Source organism: Lysobacter koreensis, from assembly GCF_042677045.1.
GTDB lineage: Bacteria > Pseudomonadota > Gammaproteobacteria > Xanthomonadales > Xanthomonadaceae > Lysobacter_K > Lysobacter_K koreensis.
This window is the reverse complement of record NZ_JBHTIH010000004.1, coordinates 297,398-315,969: the sequence shown is the minus strand read 5'-3', so window position 1 is coordinate 315,969 and position 18,572 is coordinate 297,398. Positions and strand designations below refer to the sequence as shown.

At 67.3% G+C, this 18,572-nt stretch carries 15 protein-coding genes; 3 read left to right on the top strand and 12 right to left on the bottom strand.

The genetic code is table 11. From position 1 onward, the window contains the following. Position 1: 1 nt before the first annotated feature. The 12 genes from ACFQZQ_RS11105 to ACFQZQ_RS11050 all read right to left on the bottom strand — a co-directional run bounded on the left by ACFQZQ_RS11105 (position 2) and on the right by ACFQZQ_RS11050 (position 15,422). Entirely contained in the window at positions 2-592 is a 591-nt protein-coding gene (locus ACFQZQ_RS11105) for a hypothetical protein (protein ID WP_386812857.1), read from the bottom strand. After that, entirely contained in the window at positions 570-1,949 is a 1,380-nt protein-coding gene (locus ACFQZQ_RS11100; RefSeq protein ID WP_386812856.1) for a LysM peptidoglycan-binding domain-containing protein, read from the bottom strand. Before ACFQZQ_RS11100 ends, ACFQZQ_RS11105 begins: the two co-directional genes overlap by 23 nt. Continuing rightward, positions 1,946-5,083 (bottom strand): type VI secretion system tip protein TssI/VgrG, encoded by a 3,138-nt coding sequence (tssI, locus tag ACFQZQ_RS11095; protein WP_386812855.1) that lies wholly within the window; start codon positions 5,081-5,083, stop codon positions 1,946-1,948. The genes ACFQZQ_RS11100 and tssI overlap by 4 nt, the downstream gene beginning before the upstream one ends. A 102-nt stretch (positions 5,084-5,185) precedes the next feature. Beyond that, the gene (locus ACFQZQ_RS11090; RefSeq protein ID WP_386812854.1) at positions 5,186-5,533 is read right to left on the bottom strand and encodes a hypothetical protein; all 348 of its coding nucleotides are present in this window, start codon (positions 5,531-5,533) and stop codon (positions 5,186-5,188) included. Positions 5,534-5,559: 26 nt separating this feature from the next. Further along, entirely contained in the window at positions 5,560-8,367 is a 2,808-nt protein-coding gene (gene tssH / locus ACFQZQ_RS11085; RefSeq protein ID WP_386812853.1) for a type VI secretion system ATPase TssH, read from the bottom strand. Between the two features lie 67 nt (positions 8,368-8,434). Next, entirely contained in the window at positions 8,435-9,535 is a 1,101-nt protein-coding gene (gene tssG, locus ACFQZQ_RS11080; protein ID WP_386812852.1) for a type VI secretion system baseplate subunit TssG, read from the bottom strand. Further along, positions 9,499-11,334, bottom strand: a complete 1,836-nt coding sequence (gene tssF / locus ACFQZQ_RS11075) for a type VI secretion system baseplate subunit TssF (RefSeq protein ID WP_386812851.1) — start codon at positions 11,332-11,334, stop codon at positions 9,499-9,501. The genes tssG and tssF overlap by 37 nt, the downstream gene beginning before the upstream one ends. Before the next feature lie 31 nt (positions 11,335-11,365). After that, complete coding sequence (gene tssE / locus ACFQZQ_RS11070) at positions 11,366-11,854, bottom strand: type VI secretion system baseplate subunit TssE (RefSeq protein ID WP_386812850.1); 489 nt, start codon at positions 11,852-11,854, stop codon at positions 11,366-11,368. Positions 11,855-12,097: 243 nt separating this feature from the next. Continuing rightward, on the bottom strand, positions 12,098-12,595 hold the full coding sequence (locus ACFQZQ_RS11065) for an Hcp family type VI secretion system effector (protein ID WP_386812849.1): 498 nt from the start codon (positions 12,593-12,595) through the stop codon (positions 12,098-12,100). A gap of 148 nt (positions 12,596-12,743) precedes the next feature. Continuing rightward, positions 12,744-14,249: a type VI secretion system contractile sheath large subunit gene (gene tssC / locus ACFQZQ_RS11060; protein WP_386812848.1), complete on the bottom strand. Its 1,506-nt coding sequence runs from the start codon at positions 14,247-14,249 to the stop codon at positions 12,744-12,746. Between the two features lie 3 nt (positions 14,250-14,252). Continuing rightward, on the bottom strand, positions 14,253-14,753 hold the full coding sequence (gene tssB / locus ACFQZQ_RS11055) for a type VI secretion system contractile sheath small subunit (protein ID WP_386812847.1): 501 nt from the start codon (positions 14,751-14,753) through the stop codon (positions 14,253-14,255). A gap of 42 nt (positions 14,754-14,795) precedes the next feature. Then, complete coding sequence (locus ACFQZQ_RS11050) at positions 14,796-15,422, bottom strand: tetratricopeptide repeat protein (RefSeq protein WP_386812846.1); 627 nt, start codon at positions 15,420-15,422, stop codon at positions 14,796-14,798. Between the two features lie 230 nt (positions 15,423-15,652). On the opposite strand from ACFQZQ_RS11050, the gene tssJ reads away from it, so the two are divergent. The 3 genes from tssJ to icmH all read left to right on the top strand — a co-directional run bounded on the left by tssJ (position 15,653) and on the right by icmH (position 18,572). After that, positions 15,653-16,309 carry a type VI secretion system lipoprotein TssJ gene (tssJ, locus tag ACFQZQ_RS11045; protein ID WP_386812845.1) on the top strand — a complete coding sequence of 219 codons (657 nt, stop codon included), beginning with the start codon at positions 15,653-15,655 and terminating at the stop codon, positions 16,307-16,309. A 140-nt stretch (positions 16,310-16,449) separates the two neighbouring features. Continuing rightward, complete coding sequence (tssK, locus tag ACFQZQ_RS11040; protein WP_386812844.1) at positions 16,450-17,787, top strand: type VI secretion system baseplate subunit TssK; 1,338 nt, start codon at positions 16,450-16,452, stop codon at positions 17,785-17,787. Next, positions 17,784-18,572 (top strand): type IVB secretion system protein IcmH/DotU, encoded by a 789-nt coding sequence (icmH, locus tag ACFQZQ_RS11035; RefSeq protein WP_386812843.1) that lies wholly within the window; start codon positions 17,784-17,786, stop codon positions 18,570-18,572. The genes tssK and icmH overlap by 4 nt, the downstream gene beginning before the upstream one ends.

Here is an 18,572-nt window from a genome sequence, read left to right as displayed (position 1 = left end):
GTCAGTTGGGGCAACTGAATTCGGCCCACACGCTTTCTCCATCACAAGGTAATACGCCCTCGACATTGGCGTCGATGCCGGTCAAGCCGTCGCTTGCGCATTTCAACTCGAGCTCCAGGCTTCTGGGTCCCGACACAGAGATTCCGGCGCCATAGGTGTGAGGCGACTCCTCGGAGTTGTTCTCGACCTCGATCAGGTACTCGTGATCCTTGTTGATGAACCGCAAGGTCTGCCGAGTAAGCAGCGGCCGCGTGTACTCGGCGTAGAAGAACTTGGAGAAGCTTCCTGAGGCGATCTCAGGATAGGTCAGCTCGACACGACCCGGCCGTCCATACCTATAGACGATGTGGCCCTGACTATCGTTCATATCTGGCGATGCGCAAACCGAGGCGGTCTTCCTGCTTCGCTCGATTCCGCAGCTGAACACGACATGTTCATCGGATTGGCACAGCGTCGCACCTGCTGTTTCATTTATGTCGCTTGCAGGTGGCTGTTTGGCGCTTGTCGCACGAGCGTCTGCGCTTTCCTGGCCACAGCCTGCAAGAACGACGAAAGCTATCGCGTACAAGCTATTTCTTTGCATATATTTCATAAGCTTTCCGCATCTTCTCGTCGTAGTTGAACGCCTTGTAGTTCTTGCCGTTGTAGGCGCTGGCGAACTTTGCCCAGTCCAAGGTCTGAACTCCCTTGAGAGCGGCATGGTTGTTCTTGACGAAACGAACAAAGCTATCCAGATGTTCACTCTCGGAAACAGCCATGAGCTTCACGAACTCGGAAACGTCGCGGTAGCCCAACCATTCGGCATTCTCACCTAGCACCTGAAACTTTCCCCAAGAGCAGGATTTTAGTGCCGCGTCCTTATCGAGGAGATAAGCCTTGGCCAGGCGCACATAGTTGGTGTCCGACGTAGCACCATAGAAGTCGCCAGTCGAGTGCGTACCTGCCTGACGTTCCGCTTTCAGAAGCGCCTTCTTTGCTTTGGTGTTGGCAAGACTGTAGCCCTTCTTCGACGATAGCCAGGGATACTCTTCCGAGAATTTTCCGCCGGTATGCTTGTGAAACTTATGTCGCTCGAAGAGGATGACTGGTCGATTCTTGCTGTCGAATGACCTCTTGCCGCCGGACTCGACTTTTGCAACCGCCTTGATGGCGGCCACTTCGCAATTCAGCTTTTTCGCTGCCGCCTGATAGTCCGCTTCGCTAACCACCGCGCCAGTGTATCCACCCAGAAACTCGAGCTCAGACTGGTCGTTTGTAATCAGGTACGAAGGCAATCCGTTCTGATATGTCACTGCGGTTGACTTGATCCCGAGCTGGGCCAGCACATTCGAGAACAAGCTTTGCGGGTCACCCGTGGCGACGGTCGCTCTTGGCGAGTTCAGTGGCTCACGTCCTTGAACGTTGCCGCTCTTGGTGTTTGGCGGATTGGCATCGGGTGCCTTTGCAGCAGATACGCGCTGCGGTTTCTTAGACTCTGCTACCGGGCGACCTTGGCCATCCTGAGGGTGCGGGTAGGTCTTGGCCTCGATTCTGATCTTAGGACTGACCAAGGTGACCAGTTTGTTGCCCCAGTCCGAGGTGGTTTGCGCCATTAGTTTCCACGTTTGATCGGCGCGCTGGATCCATACCTTTACTACGTCGTCTGGCTGCTGGGTCGTAACCCCTGGCACTCGCCCATCTTTTCCGCTGGCTCGGTCGAGTATCCGGCCGTTGTGCTCAAGTCTGACCTTCGCATTCGGCAAAGGGTTGCGATCACGATCCAGCAGCTGGACGTCCACCCGTAGGACGCTCTCGGGCTTCAACGCCAGAAGTTGACCCGCGCCTATTCGATTGACGTCCTTGATCCCGTTGATTTTTGCCAGTTGTGTAACGGTCGTGTTGTTCCGCTTGGCAATGCGACTCAGGGAGTCTCCGGCGCGAACCCTGTAGAACCTTGCGGCGTCCGTCATGTCGCATCCTCAACCAGTTCGCCGTCGACGTCGTCATCCCCGCTGCAGTCCACTTCGAACTCCTCTTCCATCTCCCACTCTCCGTCGCCTACCCATGCGATTACGTCCTGCTCAGCATCAGTGAAGAGGCGGGTCGATACTCCCTGAGCGTCGGTGCGCAGCGTAGCGAGGTACTCCCCCGACTTGGTGGTTACGGTAATCGGCGCGTTGTCGAGGGCCAGACCGGTATGACTTCCGCTCACCACCATTTCGCTGAAGTCAAAGCGCTGGCTGTATTTCTTCTTGGTCTCGGGGAGGTTCAGGGCAGCTTTCGGTAGCGATGGAAGACTGGCTTGCGACGCGTGCGGCCCCGTCCACGCCTTCTTGCTCGCCTTGAACTCGATCTTCCCCGGTGCGCCCAGTTCGATGTTGCCGCCTTCCATGCGCAGGTAGGCGCCGGCGGCGGTGGCGAGGATGTGCTGGCTGGCGGCGACGTTGATGTCCGCCTGGGTGCTGGCGATGGTGACGCTGGTCTGTGCGGCGACGCGCGCCCGATTGGCGTGGGCGCGGGCGCTGACCGGGCCGTGCGCGGCGTGCAGGGCGATGCCTTTCTCTTGGTTCGGCTTGCCGGCGGGGGCGTCATGGCCTTGGGTGTAGAGGGCGATGCCGCCGGCGACGCTGACCACGGTTTCGCCCTGGCTGAGCCAGTGCAGGTCGCGGTCGGCGCTGAGCGTGGCCTGGGTGCCGGCGACCCAGACCTGGTCGGCCGGAGTGACGCTGGCGATGCCGTCGGGGCTGCTGGCGACGATGGCCGGGTTCGACCAGCCCGGAGCGCTGCCTTCGCCGCCGCCGATGCCGTCGCCGGCGGCGCGGCCGGACTGGGTCGCCCGCAGGGTTTCCTGCAGTTGCTTGAGCGCGGTCTGCGCGCGCAGCTCGGCGGCTTCCTCGGGCAGGCCGGCGCCCTGGTTCCTGGCGGCGTCGTTGAGGCCGGCGAGCAGTTGCTCGGCCAGCGCGAGTTGCTGTTCGGCGATCGGCGCGGACAGTTGCTGCGCGCCAGACTCGGTGCTCAGCAACAAGCCGGCGCCGGCGCGCAGGGCGCCGCCGGCCTGGGTGGCCAGTTCCGCGCCGAAGCCGCGGTCGGTGCCGCGCAGGTTGTCGCGGCCGCCCTTGAGGTGGCCCAGGGTCAGGGTGCTGTCGTGCTGGGTGGTCGAGGCCTGGGCGCGGCCCTGGCCGGGAGTGTCGTCCAGGCGCAACTGCCCGAAGCCGCCGCTGCCGCCCTGGCTGTCGGCCAGCGCCTGGGTCTTGAAGCCGGTGAACACCGGCGCGTGCCCATTTCCGTCGAACCAAGCCGGGGCGTTGCCGGTCGCGCCGGCGGCGCCGCCGACCAGCTGGTTGTGCGGCGCATCGATTTGACCGCGGCCGTTGTAGACGCTGCCGATCACGACCGGGCGGTCGATGTCGCCTTCCAGGAACGCGACCAGCACTTCCTGGCCGCGGCGCGGGACGAACACGCCGCCCCAGTTGTCGCCGGCCCACGGCGTGGCCACGCGCACCCAGGTCCAGGCGCCGGCGGTGGCCGGGGCGTTGTCGTCGCCGGCCGCGTGGTTGAGGCGGTTGCCGGCGTTGCTGCCGCGCTGCCAGGCGAACTGCACCTTGATGCGGTGGTCACGGTCGGTCTGCAACGGCGCGCCGTCGCTGACCACGATCGCGGTCTGGGTGCCGTGCACGGTCGGCTTGGGATGCAGGCGCAGGCCGTGGCCGTCGGCGGTCTGCGCGCGGTAGGGAACGGCGGCGGGCAGGGCGTCGAAGGTGTTTTGGTAGAAGTCGGTGGCGGGCTTCGACGCGGAGTCGACGCGGGCTGGGGCGCCTTCGGGTCCCGAACCCTCACCCCAACCCCTCTCCCGGGGGGAGAGGGGCTCGAAAGCGGCCCCGTCCAGTCCTGCGGGCAGCCGCAGCGCCGGCAGCGTGGCCAAGCCGAGCTGCTGTTCGATCTGCGCGAACACTTCCGCGCCGAGGTTGTTGCGCGCACGGTGGCGCACGCCCACGCAGGCGAAGCGGGCACTGCTCGCGTCCGGGTACGCCGGATGCTGGGTCAACTCGAAACACGCGCCCGGCCGCAGCCGGCGCCAGCTGCCGCGGCCGCGCACGCTGTCGGCCGCGACCTGCAGCGCTTCTAGTTGCTGGCGCGCGCGGCGGTCGCCGGTGGCGCGATCGGGGTAGGCGTACGGGCCGGCGGTGTCGATGTCCTCGAGTGCGACCTCGCCTGTCGGCGCGCCGCTGGCCTCCGTGGTGCGCACGTCGAGGCTGCGGTAGTCCCAGCTCGCGCGTTGCAGGCGCGTGGTCTGCCAGCGCCGGGTCGCGCTCCAGTGCTGGATGCTGTCCTCGCGCTCGGTCGCATCGCTGCGATGGAAGCGCACCCGCCCGGCGTCGCCGAACGCGGCGTTGTCGTCGGCCAGCACCAAGGTATGAACGCCCAGGCTCTCGCCGTCGGGGTCGCCGGCGTGCTCGAACCAGTAGAACAGTCCTTCCTCGGCGAGCAGGCGTTCGACGAAGGCCAGGTCGCTTTCCTCGTACTGGGTGGTCACGCTGCGCGTGCGGTAGGCCGCCGGATCGGCAAGCTCCCAGCGCCACGCCGGCACCAGCTTGCCTTGTTCTGCGTAGTCGGCGAACACCGACTCGACGATCTCGACCACGCTCATGTCCTGGAACACGTAGCTGTCGATCCGCTGGCGCGCGAACGCGAGCCACGGCTCCACCCGCAGCCGGTAGCGCGCGAGTCCACCGTTGCTGCCGACCCGCTCGAACGCGCTGACATGACCGTGGAACGGCCGCACCCCAGGGGTACTTCCTTCGGGGCGCAGCTCATCGATCGAATCGGCGGCCAGCCCCCCAAGAGGACTTCCTGCGGTGCGCAGTTCCAGCAGCACCTGCTGGCCGAGCAATTCCGCCAGGTCGAGGTGCGCGTCGATCGATAACGCGGTCAGCTGCAGTGCGAAGCCGGCAAGGCCGCGCGGCGACGGCGAAAGTGATTCGACCCCGTCCAGGGTTTCGGCGACCAGCACGTCCGCGCCCAGCGGCGTGTGCAGCCGCAGCAGGCGGTCGTGCTGCTTCGGTCCGGCCGCCAGGGCCGTCAACAACGTGGCGAGGTCATCCATCGGTTCGCTTCCTTGCGATCAACACAAACTACGGGGTGCGACGGCTCCGCGGATTGCCGCGCGGCAGACGGGCGCTACCCGCCTGCGCATCGATCGAACAACTCAGGCGGTGACGCCGATCACGTGCAGGCCCGGCTGTTCCTTGCAGCGCAGATGGTAGCTGCGGCCGGCGACCGCCACGGTGAGATGCGGCTGCGCATCGACGCCGCGTGCGTCGCCATTGCCGCCGGCGTGCACGGTTGCACCGATCCGCCACGGCGAGCGCGCCAGCTGGCGCAGCAGGGCATTGGCGTCGGTGCGGGCCCCGGCAGTGGCGGTCTCGAGCAGGTGGATCACGTGTTCCGGGCCGAGCTTCTGCCAGCTGCGCACGCGGGTGTCGCCGGGCTGGTACTGGCGGCTCCACTTGTGGCTGCAGTTGCGGATCGCCTGTTCGCGCTGGTTGCTGTGCATACGCTGCTCCTGTCCGTGGCTGCGGGTTAGCTGATCTTGTACTTGAACGCGCCGTTCTTCGCGGCGCCGACCTTGATCCTAGCGATCGCGTCGCCTTCGGCCATGCGCGCCAGCACCGACTCGGCGATCTCCGGCAGCAGCGTGCCGTTGAGGATGTGGTCGACGTTCCGCGCGCCCGAATCGACCTCGGTGCAACGCGCGAGCACGCCCTCGACCAGGCTCGCGTCCCACTCGAACGTGGCCTTGTGGTTGGCCTGGATGCGGTCGCGTATCAGGCCCAGCTTGAGTTCGATGATGCGCACCAGGGTCTCGTCGGCGATCGGGTAGTACGGCACCACCTTCGTGCGCCCGAGGAACGCCGGCTTGAACGACTTCATCAGCACCGGGCGCAAGGCGTCGGCGAGCTCGTCGGCCTTGGGGATCTGCGCGGCGGGCTTGTTCAACGCCGCTTGCATGATCTGCGCCGAACCGATGTTGCTGGTGAGGATGATGAGCGTGTTGCGGAAATCGATCTCGCGACCTTCGGCGTCGTCCATCGCGCCCTTGTCGAACACCTGGAAGAACATCTCCAGCACGTCCGGGTGCGCCTTCTCGACTTCGTCGAGCAACACCACCGAGTACGGGTTGCGGCGCACCGCCTCGGTCAGCACCCCGCCCTCGCCGTAGCCGACGTAGCCCGGCGGCGAACCTTTGAGGCCGGAGACGCTGTGCGCCTCCTGGTACTCGCTCATGTTGATGGTGATCAGCTTGCGCTCGCCGCCGTAGAGGATGTCGGCCAGCGCGAGCGCGGTCTCGGTCTTGCCGACGCCGGACGGGCCGACGAACAGGAACACGCCGCGCGGCTTGTTCGGGTCCTCGAGCTTGGCGCTTGCGGTGCGCACGCGCTGCGCGACCGCGTCGAGCGCGTGATCCTGGCCGATCACGCGCTCGGCCAGCAACGGGCTGAGGTTGCGCACGATGCGAATCTCGTCCTTGACCATGCGCCCGAGCGGCACGCCGGTCCAGGCGCTGACGATCTCGGCGACCACGGTGCCGTCGACCTGCAGCGGCACCATCGGCGTTTCGCCCTGCAGCGCGCGCAGCTCGGCCAGCAGCAGGTCGAGTTCGGCGAGTTTGGGGCTGAGCCGCTTGGCGTCCTGCTTGGCCTTGAGTTTGCTGGGCTTGGCTTTGGGGTTGATAACGACCGCGACGTTGGCATCGGTGTTGCCGAGGGGTTCCCCGGATTCCAAAGCAACCCCTCCCCAACGCTCCCCTTCGCTACGCGAAAGGGAGGGAGCAGAACTGGCTTCGAGCTGCGCGCGCAGGACCTGGATCTTCTCCGCGATCGCGGTCTCGGCGGTCAGCCGCTTCTCGTTGTCGGCCAGCACCCGGCGCGCCTGTGCTTGTTGCTCGAGCAATTCAGCCAGTCGCGTGTCATGGCGCGCGCCACCGGCGGTCTCGCGCTGCAGCGCGTTCAATTCGGCCGCAAGGCGGTCGAGGAACTTGCGGGTGTCCTCGATGATCGCCGGGGTCGCGCTGCGCCCCAGCGCGACCTTCGCGCAGGCAGTGTCGAGCACACTGACCGCCTTGTCCGGCAGCTGGCGGCCGCTGATGTAGCGGTGCGACAGGCGCACCGCCTCGGTGATCGCCTCGTCCATCACGCGGATGCCGAAGTGCTTCTCCATCAGCGGCACCATCCCGCGCAGCATCGCCGCGGCCAGTGTCTCGGAAGGCTCCTCGACCTTGACTACCTGGAAACGCCGCGCGAGCGCCGCGTCCTTCTCGAAGTACTTCTTGTACTCGCCCCAGGTGGTGGCCGCGATCGTGCGCAGCTCGCCGCGCGCGAGCGCCGGCTTGAGCAGGTTGGCGGCGTCGTTCTGCCCGGCCTGGCCGCCGGCGCCGATCATGGTGTGCGCCTCGTCGACGAACAGCACGATCGGGTGCGGGCTTTTCTTGACCTCGTCGATGACGGTCTTGAGGCGGTTCTCGAACTCGCCCTTGACGCTCGCGCCGGCCTGCAGCAGACCCATGTCCAGCGTGTGCAGCTCGACCCCGAGCAGCACCGCGGGCACGTCGCCGCCGGCGATGCGCAGCGCCAGGCCTTCGACCACCGCGGTCTTGCCGACGCCGGCTTCGCCGGTGAGGATCGGGTTGTTCTGGCGGCGGCGCATCAGGATGTCGATCACCTGGCGGATCTCGCCCTCGCGGCCGATCACCGGATCGAGGTGGCCGTCGCGCGCGCGCTGGGTCAGGTTGGTGGTGAACTGGTCGAGCGCCGGCGTCTTGGAGAAGCCGCCTTGTGCCGCCTGCGCGGCAGTGGCCGCGTCGTCGGGCAGCGCGGCGCCCTCGGGACCAGCGCCGGCCTGGCGCACGCCGCCGGCTTCCTGCGAGCCTTCGGTGAGCTTGGCGAAGTGGTGCTTGAGCTCGTCGCGCTTGATCTGCGCGAACCGCGCCGAGCCGCGCTGCGCCAGCTGCGCGAGATCGGGCTGGGTCAGCATCGCCAGCAGCAGGTGGCCGCTGCGGATGCGGGTGGTCTGCGCGTCCAGCGAGGCGAGCAGCCAGGCGTGCTCGAACAGCGTCGGCAGGTGCGGCGAGAACACCGGGGTGCGCGCGTTGCCGTGCTTGAAGCGCGCGATCTCGTCCTCGAGATCGCGGCGCAGTGCCTCTGGTGCGACGCCGCTGCGCTGCGCGATCAGCGCGACGTCGCCCTTGGGGTGTTCGAGCAGGGCCAGGAACAGGTGCTCAAGGTCGACCTCGTAATGGCCGCGCGTCATGCACAGATTCGCGGCGCGCTCGGCCGACGTGCGGCAGGTGTCGTTGAGTTTGCCGATCAGGGTCTTGAGGTTGATGCTCATGCGATGCGTTCCATGCGGGTGCGGGGCGGTTTGTTGAATGTGGCCAGCGGCGGTTGCGCAGGGCGGTCTACTGCAAGGTATGGATCCCATAGCCGGTGTCCCACCGCGGCGCGACGGCCGGGCGCGAACAGACGTAGCTGTCCCAGCCCAGGCGCGCGCCGCCGTCCTTGTTTAGGCCCGCGCCGAGGGTGATCCCCTGCACGTGCTCGGCCTTGAGGGTCAGCCGGATCTCGTACTCCAGGCAGGCGCCGGTCAGCAGCGTCAGCCACTTGGCCAGCGCCAGCGCGGCGCTGCCGCCGGGCAGGAAGGTGTCGAAGTCGTCGCGATCGAGCGGTCCGATCCACACCCGCATGCGCAAGTCGCGTTGCCAGACCCGTTCGCCAGCCAGCGCGGTCGAGCCCAGCGCCGCGTTGCCGACACCCAGCCGGGTGCGCTGCGCGACGGGCACCGGGTACCACGCGCCGACGAACTGCTCGATCCGGATCGGCACGCGAAAGTAGTCCGACAGCACCCGCTGCAGCAGCGTCGCCGACACCGGGTGCTGGCCGATGCCGCCGGCGTAGTGCGCGATCGCCTGGTCGAACACGTCACCGGCGCCGTCAGCCATGCGCCCGCGCAGCGCCTGCTGGCCGACACCGGCCAGCGACAATACCAAGGGCAGGAAGCGTTCCTTGCGGTCGAGTTCGTACTGCAGCGCCAGCCGGTACTTCTTCCACGCGCCGTAGTGCAGCGCGACCGCGCGGTTGGTGAACACGTCCAGGAACGCGCGCGCGGCGCGGTCGCGCTGGTAGGTCTCGCGCTCGCCGAGCAGCTCGGTGTAGTGCAGCGGCAACGCGCCGCCGGCGCCGAGCAGGCCCATGAATGCCGGTGTCAGGTGCACCTGGCCGACGTCCTCCATCGTCACCGCGTGCGCGACCGCGGCCTCGCGCTCCAGCGCCAGGCCGTCGTTGGAGTAGGCCTGCACCGACTCGATCTCGCTGGGCGGGAACCCGAGCGACATCGAGTTGCGGAAGCGCAGCTTGCGCGGCAGCACCTCCTCGGGTGCGACGCCCTGCCGCGTGAACAGCCGTTCGAGCACCCGCAACGCCTGGAAGAACTCGAAGCGATGCGGTTGCGCGAGCAGCTGCTGCGCTACACCAGGATCGATTCGCCGCTTCGCGGTGCGCATTGGACCAGGACCTCGCCGCCATGGGCGGACAGCAACGTGAGTTGGGTGAAGCTGTTGGCGTGCACGTACAGCCCGAAGAAGTGCTCAAGCACGCGCGCGAATGCGGCGATGCCGGTGCCGACGAAGTGGGCCTCGTCGATCGTCAGGCGGATCTCGATCCCGCGCACCACGCTGGCGAAGTGCTTGCCCGGCAGCCAGGCGGTGGTCGCCACGTGCTCGAGCGCGACGATGCCCTCGATCTGCCGGCCCGATACCGCGGTGCGCGCGAGGTCGTAAAGGCGCAGCATTTCCTTGAGCGCGGGCAGCCCGCTCTGGGTCAGCGACAGGTGGTTGAGCGCCAAGTGCGAGACCAGCCGCCACTGCGCGCCGCGACCGCGGTCGAACTGCATCGGCCGGGTCGGCTTGCGCAGCAGCGCGATGCTGCGCGCCACGCCGCCGCCTTCCATCGTCAGGTCGCCGCCTTGCACGCCGTACGCCAGGTGGCTGGGCAGGTCGCGGTTGGTGCAGGTCAGCTCCAGGCTGACCACGTCGGTCTGCGGCAGCACCGGGTTGAAGTCGAGGTCGACGAACGACAGCTCGGTCTCGAAGCCGGGGCTCTGCCGCGCGACCTGCTCGTCGCGGTGCGCGAGCCAGTAGTGGCCGGTGTTGTCGGGGGTCTCGCCGTGGTGCAGCGAGTAGAACGGCCGGAACTCGGTCACCTTCTCGCCTTGCGGGGTCTGCCGCACGCGCTTGACCGAATCGATCGAATGCACCTCGTAAGCGAACGCGCGCCGCGCATCGGCGACCACCGGGTAGCTCGCGGCGCGGTGGGTGACGCGGATCGGCTCGCCGTGCTGCGCGAACAGGTTGACCACCGGCGTGCAGCCCAGCTGCACGTGCTCGCGGTTCAGGCCTTCGAGCACGCGCGTGGCCGGCGCCTCGGGAGGGGTCGCGCCGAGCACCAGGTGCAGGGTGAACGCGTTGCCGGCACTGCCGCGCAACGCTGTCAGGTCGAGGTCGAAGAAGCCGAACTTCTCCGGGAACACGAACAGCTCGGTCAGCAGCCGGTAGGCCGGGTGCGAGCGCTCGGGGAAGTCGATCAGCGCCTCGTCCTCGCCGAACCCGACCTGTGCCAGCGGCACCTTCGGCAAGGCCAGCCAGCGGCCGCTGCCGGCCGGTTCGAGGTAGGCCGCGCGCACCCGCAGCGACAGCGCATCGCGCAACGCCGCGCAGAACGAGGGCTCGCCGTCGACGAACAGGCGCAGGCGGTCGAGTCCCAGCCCCGCCAGCGACGGTTGCTCGCCGAGCAGCTCGAACGCCAGCGACACCTGCCCGCCCGAGCCTGGCGGCAGGCTGACCGCCATCGGCGCCTCGGCGACCGCGCGGAACTTCGCATCACTCAGCTGGATCGGCGCCAGGGTGACGTCGTAGCTGCTGCGGAACTTGCAACTGACACCGCGCACGCTGCGCGAGTGCAGCAGCGTGCCGTGCGGGATCGTCACCGGCGCGCTGAGCTTGGCCAACGCCGGGCCCATCTCGAAACGCGCGATCGAGCACGACGGGAACGGGCGCAGGTAGTGCGGGTACAGCACCTCGAGCAACGCTTCGGTGAACTCGGGGTAGTCGTCCTCGATCTTCTTCGACACGCGCGCGCTGAGCAGCGCGAACGACTCGATCAGACGCTCGACATGCGGGTCCTGGCTGGTGTCGCCCGACAGCAGCAGGCGGCCGGCGATTTTCGGGTACTTCTCGGAAAACTCGCGCCCGGAACGGCGCAGGAACGCGAGCTCGCGCTCGTAATAGGGCAGCAGGTCTTCCATCGCTCAGTGCCCCCCGTGGCCGGTGGTCATCTCACGCCGCCGCTGCGCGCCGCAGGCGGCTGACCGAGTACTGCAGGGTGCTGGGCTGGAGCATCGCGTCGAAGCTGATCGGCTCGCGTGCCGGCTGCAGGTCGAGCAGCGCGTGGATCGAGAAATGCAGGCCACCGACGCTGCGCGAGTTGCCTTCCAGGGTTACGCGCACGTTGTGCAGGCGCGACTCGTGGCGGGCGATCGACTGCTCCAGCGAGCGGCAGATCGAGGCGCGGTCGTGGGCGTTGGCCAGGCTCATCGTCGAGAAGTCGCGCAGGCCGTAGGTCATCATCGACTTCTGGCAGTTCGGGTAGGCCTTGAGCGCGTCCTCGGTGAACGCGGCGCGGCTGTTGAGCAGCCCTTCCAGGTCGCGCGCGACCGATTCCTTGTACTGCTCCAGGGAGATCGACTTGAAGATGCCGCTGGCCGCGCTGGAGCGCGAGTCATTGTCGAAGAGCTTTTCCAGCAGGCTGGGTTCGAATCCTTTCATGGCATTCCTTCGGCCGAACAGCTCGTCGGCATACCGCTTCCCGCAGGCCGGGCATCTGCCGCGCTGGCGTCGCGTTCGACTCGGCGCGCGGCAGGCAGCGCTGAAGCGGTTGCGAGACGACCAGGACAGGCCGGCGTTGCTGGCGAAACACGGTTGAAACTTGGTTGCGGTGCCACTGCGCGCGTAAGGCGGCGTGCACCCGGCAAATGCGGTGGCAGCCAGGGCCGCCACCGCAAGTTCACATCAGACGCCGTGGGTCGGCTTGTTGAGCGTGTTGCTCCACTGGGCGACGGCCTTGCCGCCCATGCCGCCTTCCGGCTTCTGCTGGTTGTAGGTCCACTTGATCGAGCCGAAGCTCAGCTGGACCACTTCCTGCGGCATGCCATTGGCGCCGATGGTGGTGGCGACGCGGTGTACCAGCACGTTGATCAACTCGATCTGGTAGTAGTTGATCGCGTTGCCGTCCTTGTCCGCGCGCATGAACTTGATCTGCGCCTTCGGGTAGGTGGTGCCGTTGGCACAGGCCTGGTGCAGGGCGGTCGAGGCCAGGTCGATCTGCTTGAGGATCTCGATCGGCTGCATCTCGACGCGCGCGGAGCTGGAGCCACCGCTGGTCGATGCCGTCGCCGAACGAGGCTGCAGGATGTCGTGGTTGAACGACTCGATCTCGATCCAGTCCTTGTGCAGGCTGTCGCGCGATTCGCCCTTGATGCTGTCGATGCTCAGAAATGCGTGTTGCATGGTCTGGTTCCTTTGTTCCGTTCTTCCGTGAGATTGGGTGCCGGGCCGATGCGTCATGCGGCGGCCCGACGGTGGTTTACAGACGACCCGATGCGTTACCGCTCACAACGAAGTCAGGATCTGCGCCCCTTGGTGCAGCGCTTGCGCGTTACGACTTCCTGGCACCGGCCGGGAGCTCGGCCACCAGTCGCAACGAAACGGACAGCTCATCGAGCTGGAAATGCGGGCGCAGGAAGGCCACCGCCCGGTACACACCGGGTTTGCCTGGCACTTCCGACACCTGCACCGACGCCTCTCGCAGCGGGTATTGCGCTTTCGCTTCCTGCGTCGCGTTGTCATCCAACAAGACGTACTGGGCGATCCACCGGTTGAGGAAATCCTCGACGTTCCCTGCCGAGGCAAAACTGCCGATCTTCTCCCGCATCATCGCCTTGAGGTAATGGGCGACGCGCGACACGGCAAAAATGTACTGCAGCTGCGAAGACAGCACCGCGTTGGCGTTGGCCGCGTCGGTGTTGTACTTCTTGGCCTTCTGGATCGACTGCGCGCCGAAGAACGCGGCGTAGTCGGTGTTCTTGCAGTGCACCAGCGGGATGAAGCCCAAGTCGCTGAGTTCCTTCTCGCGGCGGTCGGTGATCGCGACCTCGGTCGGGCACTTGAGTGCGACCTCGCCGTCGTCGGTGCGGAACGTGTGCGTGGGCAGGTCCTCGACCAGGCCGCCACCCTCGACGCCGCGGATCGCCGCGCACCAACCGAAATCCTCGAACGCGCGGGTCAGGCGCGCGCCGAACGCATACGCGGTGTTGCACCACAGGTACTTGCCGTGGTCGGCGCCGTCGACGTCCTCGACGTAGTTGAAGCCCTCGACCGTGGTGCCGTCCTTGGGGTTGTACGGCAAGCGGCCGAGGAACCGCGGCAGGGTCAGGCCGACGTAACGGGCGTCCTCGGAGTCGCGGAACGACTTCCACTTGGCGTACTCGACGGTGTCGAAAACCTTGGCCATGTCGCGCGGCTTGCCCAGCTCGGTGAAGCTCTCCAGGCCGAACATGTCCTCGGACGCGGCCGAGATGAACGGCGCGTGCGAGGCCGCGGCCACGTGCGACATCTGCTCGATGAAGTACATGTCCTCGGGCTGGCGGCCGATGTTGTAGTCGCCCAGCAGGGCACCGAACGGCGAGCCGCCGAAGGTGCCGAACTCCTCCTCGTAGACCTTCTTGAACAGCGCGCTCTGGTCGAAGTCGATCGCCGACTTGAAGTCGCGCACCAGGTCCTTCTTCGGCGCGTTGAGCACCTTGATCTTCAGCTGCGCACCGGTCGAGGTCTGCTCGCACAGGTAATGCAGCCCACGCCAGGTGCTCTCGAGCTGCTGGAACTCGGCCGCGTGCATCACCGCGGTGAGCTGCTCGGAGATCATCCGGTCGAGCTCGGCGACGCGCACGTCGAGGGTCAGGTTGAGGTTGTCGGAGACCACCATCGTGCCTTCAAGCACCTCGCGGGCGAGCTCGGAGATGATGTCCTTGGCCCGCTGGTGCTCGGTCTCGGACTTGGCGACCTTGCTCTGCTCGATGATCTGGTCAAGCAGGCCGGTGGTGTCCAAGCCCGCTTCGGTCAGGCCGGTGCTGGCCTGCGCTGCAGTAACCGCGTGTCCGTTCATCACTTACTCCTGGCCAGCCTGGCCGAGTTTCTTCAGCTGCTCGGTATTGCCCAACACGTCGCTGAGCAGGTCCTCGAGCTTCTCGTTGCCGGCCAGCTTGTTGCGCAGGTCGGCCAGCTTGGAACGCGCCTCGAGCAGCTTTCGCAGCGGTTCGACCTGCTGCACCACCGCCTCGGGGCGGAAGTCGTCGATCGAGTTGAACTTCAGTTCGACCGCGAACTCGCCGCCCTCGTCGCTGAGCTTGTTCGGCACGCGGTAGACCGCGCGCGGCGCCATGCCTTCCATGACCTCGTCGAAGTTGTCGAGGTCGACGTTGACGAACTTGCGGTCCTTGATCTTCGGCAACGCCTGTTCGGGCTTGCCGCTGAAGTCGCCGAGCACGCCGACCACGAACGGGATCTCCTTCTGCTCGATCGCGTCGCCCTTCTCGACGTCGTAGGTGAGCTGCACGCGCGGCGGACGCACCTTCTGCAGGCGCTTCTGGATGCTTTCCTTCTTCGACATCACATCGTCTCCCTGACGACAGTACGGACCGGTGGCAACGGCTTAGTTGCCACCGAGGACTTCAAACGGGTTGCCGGCGCGCGGCTTCGGCGCGGCCGGTACGGCGGGCGGGGCCTGCGGAGCGGGCGCGGCGGCCTGGCTCGACGAACGCCGCGGGGCGCCGCGGGTACTGACGCGGCGGCGCGTGGCGGCGGCGCGCGCGGCCTTTTGTTCGTCGGACACCAGGATGTCGTCGCCCAGAGTCGCACGCATGGTCGCGGCCAGCTGTTCGGCTTCCTTGCGGGCGGTATCGGAGGTTTCCAGGACGCCGTTCTTGCGCAGGCGCTGCAGCGACTGCGAGGCGACGCGCAGGCCGCCAACGGTCAACACGCTGTCGGCGACCAGGTCGCCGGGGTCACGCTTGAGGACTTCCTCGGCGGCGACGATCGCGCGGCCGTAGTTGCCGGCGTCGAACTGCAGCTGCGCGGTGCGCACCCACGGTTCCTTGCGGGTCGGGTCGGCCTGGGCGGCCGCGTCGAACGCGACCAGTGCCGTCTCGATGCGCCCGCGCCCGACCTCGGCTTCGGCGGCGACGAGCAGCTTGTCGACATCCTTCGGGCGCTTCTTCGCCAGTACCGGGGTGGCACACAGGCACAGGGCGATCGCCAGCAGCGCGGCGCTAGCCAGCATGCGGCGGGAACGAAACGGGGGGGGCAACGACTGCATCCCTGCACTCTCCTTGTAAGGTCCGCGCACTGCCCGCGCGATCCCAATCCTTGGGTGACAAACCGTGACGCCGTCGGCGCCAGTAGCCGATATAGTAGCCTTTCTTCCTGCCGTCAAGGTGACAGTGCTCGGCAGGATTGGTGATACGCCGCTGCGCAGCCTTGCCAAACGTCCCCTCAATGGAGCAACACACTATGGACAGTCCCGCACCGGGCGGCGCTCGCCGCATCCTTGAGTTGCCCTCGCCGGAAAGCCGGACAGCGGCCCGCGCGGCCCATGCTGTCGCGCTCGCCGGCGTGCTGCTTATGGCCGGCGGTTGCGCCAGCCAGGGCGGGGTCGGCGGCATGGTCGGCAAGACCCTCGAAGCGGTCGGCCTCAAGGGCCAGGCGCCGCGCGAGCAGGCGGTGCCGCTGCGCCTGTACGCGGGCGACAACCTCAACGCCGGCAAGGACAAGCGCGGACTCGCGCTGGTGGTGCGCGTCTACCAGCTGCGCGGCGCGCAACGCTTCGAGCAGGCCCCGTTCGAGGCCTTCCTCGACGAGGCCAGCGAGAAGGCCGCTCTGGGCGACGACCTCATCAAGGCCACCGAAATCCTGTTGATGCCGGGACAGCGCCACGAACTGGCCGAGACGGTCGCCGCCGAGGGCAGCCACCTGGGCGCCGTCGCGCTGTTCCGCGCGCCGGTGGCCAACCGCTGGCGCTTCGTGTTCGACGCGCGCAAGGCGGCCAAGGACGGCATCACCCTGGGGCTGCATGCCTGCGCGATGACCACCACCAGCCCCGCGCTGATCACCGCGCTGGCCAGCCCGCCGCACAGCCTGTCGGCGGTCAACTGCGCCGGCAAGCGTTGAATCGGTCAGGACGCGAGCGGCACTACACCAAACACATGTAGTACCCTCGTCCGGCACGGCCACCGCCCATCAGGTGGGGCACGGTCGAAGGAAAGCACCACCGCGGTACGTCAACGGATTGCGAGGCACGAGTGACCAGGATGTCGAAGGTTTTCTGGGGCGAGGGACTGTTCCTGCGCCCGCAACATTTCCAGCGCCAAGACGCGTACCACGAGGCGCGCCTGCAGGATCTGGCCGCCGCGCTCCATCCCTATGCCTGGGGCGTGCGCCAGGCGCGCTTCGATCTGCAGAGCCTGGCCAGCGGCACGCTGCGCGCGCAGCAACTGTCGGCGGTATTTCCCGACGGCGAGGTGTATGCCGCGCCCGGCGACGACGAGTTGCCCGAGGCAGTGTCGCTGGCCGACCTGCCCGCCGGCCTGCAATCGACCACCATCCACCTCGCGCTGCCGCTGCTGAAGGAGTACGGCGGCAACTGCGCGGCGCAGGCCGATGGCGCGGTCGCCACCCGCTACACCCAGAGCAACCGCGCGACCCCCGACCTGTACACCGATGCCGGCGAGGCCGAGCTGTCGTACCTGCGCAAGAGCGTGCGCCTGCTCACCGACGACGAGCCACGTGATCCGTACGTCACCTTGCCGGTGGCGCGCGTGCGCCGTACCGCGACGGGTGGCTTCGAGCTCGATGAAAGCTTCCTCGCGCCGAGCCTGACCCTCGCCGCCTCGCCGCAACTGCTGCTGCAACTGCGGCGCCTGCTCGACAGCCTGCAGGCCAAGACCGACGCGCTGTACGGCCTGCATCGCGAGCCGTCGCAGTCGGTGATCGAATTTCGCTCCGGCGACATCGCCTCGTTCTGGCTGCTGCACACCGCCAACGCCGCGTTCGCCGCGCTGTCACACCTGTTCCGGCACCCGGGCCTGCACCCCGAACGCCTGCATCAGGAGCTGCTGCGGCTGGCCGGCGGCCTGCTGACGTTCTCCAAGAGCTACAGCCTCGCCGACCTGCCGATCTACCAGCACGGCAATCCCGAGGCCGGGCTCAACCAGCTGTTCGAGATCATCCGCGAGCTGCTCGACACGGTGATCTCGGCGCGCTATTTCGCGATCGCGCTGTCGGAGGTCAAGCCGTCGTTTCATCTTGGTCGCCTCGACTCGCAGCGCATCGACCTGCAGTCGGCGTTCTACCTCAGCGTCGCCGCCGACCTCCCGGGCCCGGAACTGGTGCAGACGGTGCCGGTGCGGTTCAAGGTCGGCGCGCCCGACGACGTCGACAAGTGCGTGCTGTCGGCGTTGCCCGGGGTCAAGCTGACCCATGCCGCGCAGGTGCCGGCCGCGATCCCGCTGCGCCCGGGCAGCCACTACTTCGCGATCGAACCGCGCGGCCCGCTGTACGAGCGCATGCTCAAGTCGCAGTCGCTGATGATCTACGTGCCCGGCGGCATGCGCGACCTCAAGCTCGAACTGATCGCCCTGACGCCATGACCTATCCCCTGCCCCCCGTCCCGCAATCGATGCCGTCGCTGTCGCCGGCGCTGGCCCAGCCCGCGCCGTCCGGTGCCGGTGGCGCGCGCAGCCTGCTCGACCTGATGTCCGACGGCTTCTACCTGCTGATGCTGCTCAAGCGCGGCCAGCTGCCGCAGGCCGAAGCGGCGTTCGTCGAATCGGTGCAGCGCTTCCTGGAAACCGTCGAGCGCGGCGCGATCAAGCTCGGGATCGCCTCGGAGGATGTCTACGCCGGCAAGTACGCGTTTTGTGCCGCGGTCGACGAGGCGGTGCTCGCACAGCCCTCCGCGTTGCGCGACGCGTGGGAATGCAACCCACTGCAGCTGCGGCTGTTCGGCGAGCACCTGGCCGGCGAGCACTTCTTCGACCGCCTCGAGCAACTGCGCGCGCAGGGCGCGCCGCGGCTGGCCTCGCTGGAGGTCTACCACTACTGCCTGCTGCTCGGCTTCGAGGGCAAGTACCGGCTCGAAGGCCCGGAGAAACTCGGGTATCTCACGGCGCGGCTCGGCGACGAGATCGTCTACCTCAAGGGCAAGCGCACCGGCTTCGCGCCGCACTGGGCGCCGCCGGACCGCATCGCCCACGCGCTGCGCCGGGTCACGCCGCTGTGGGCGCCGGCAGCGGTGCTCGCGCTGGTCGGCGTGCTCGGCTACGTCGGCTTGAACACGCTGCTCGGTCGCCATACGGAAAAGCAGTTGGCCGGCTACCACGACGTGGTCCAGTTGCCGGCGCGCACCGCACACCTGACGATCACCCTGCCCTGA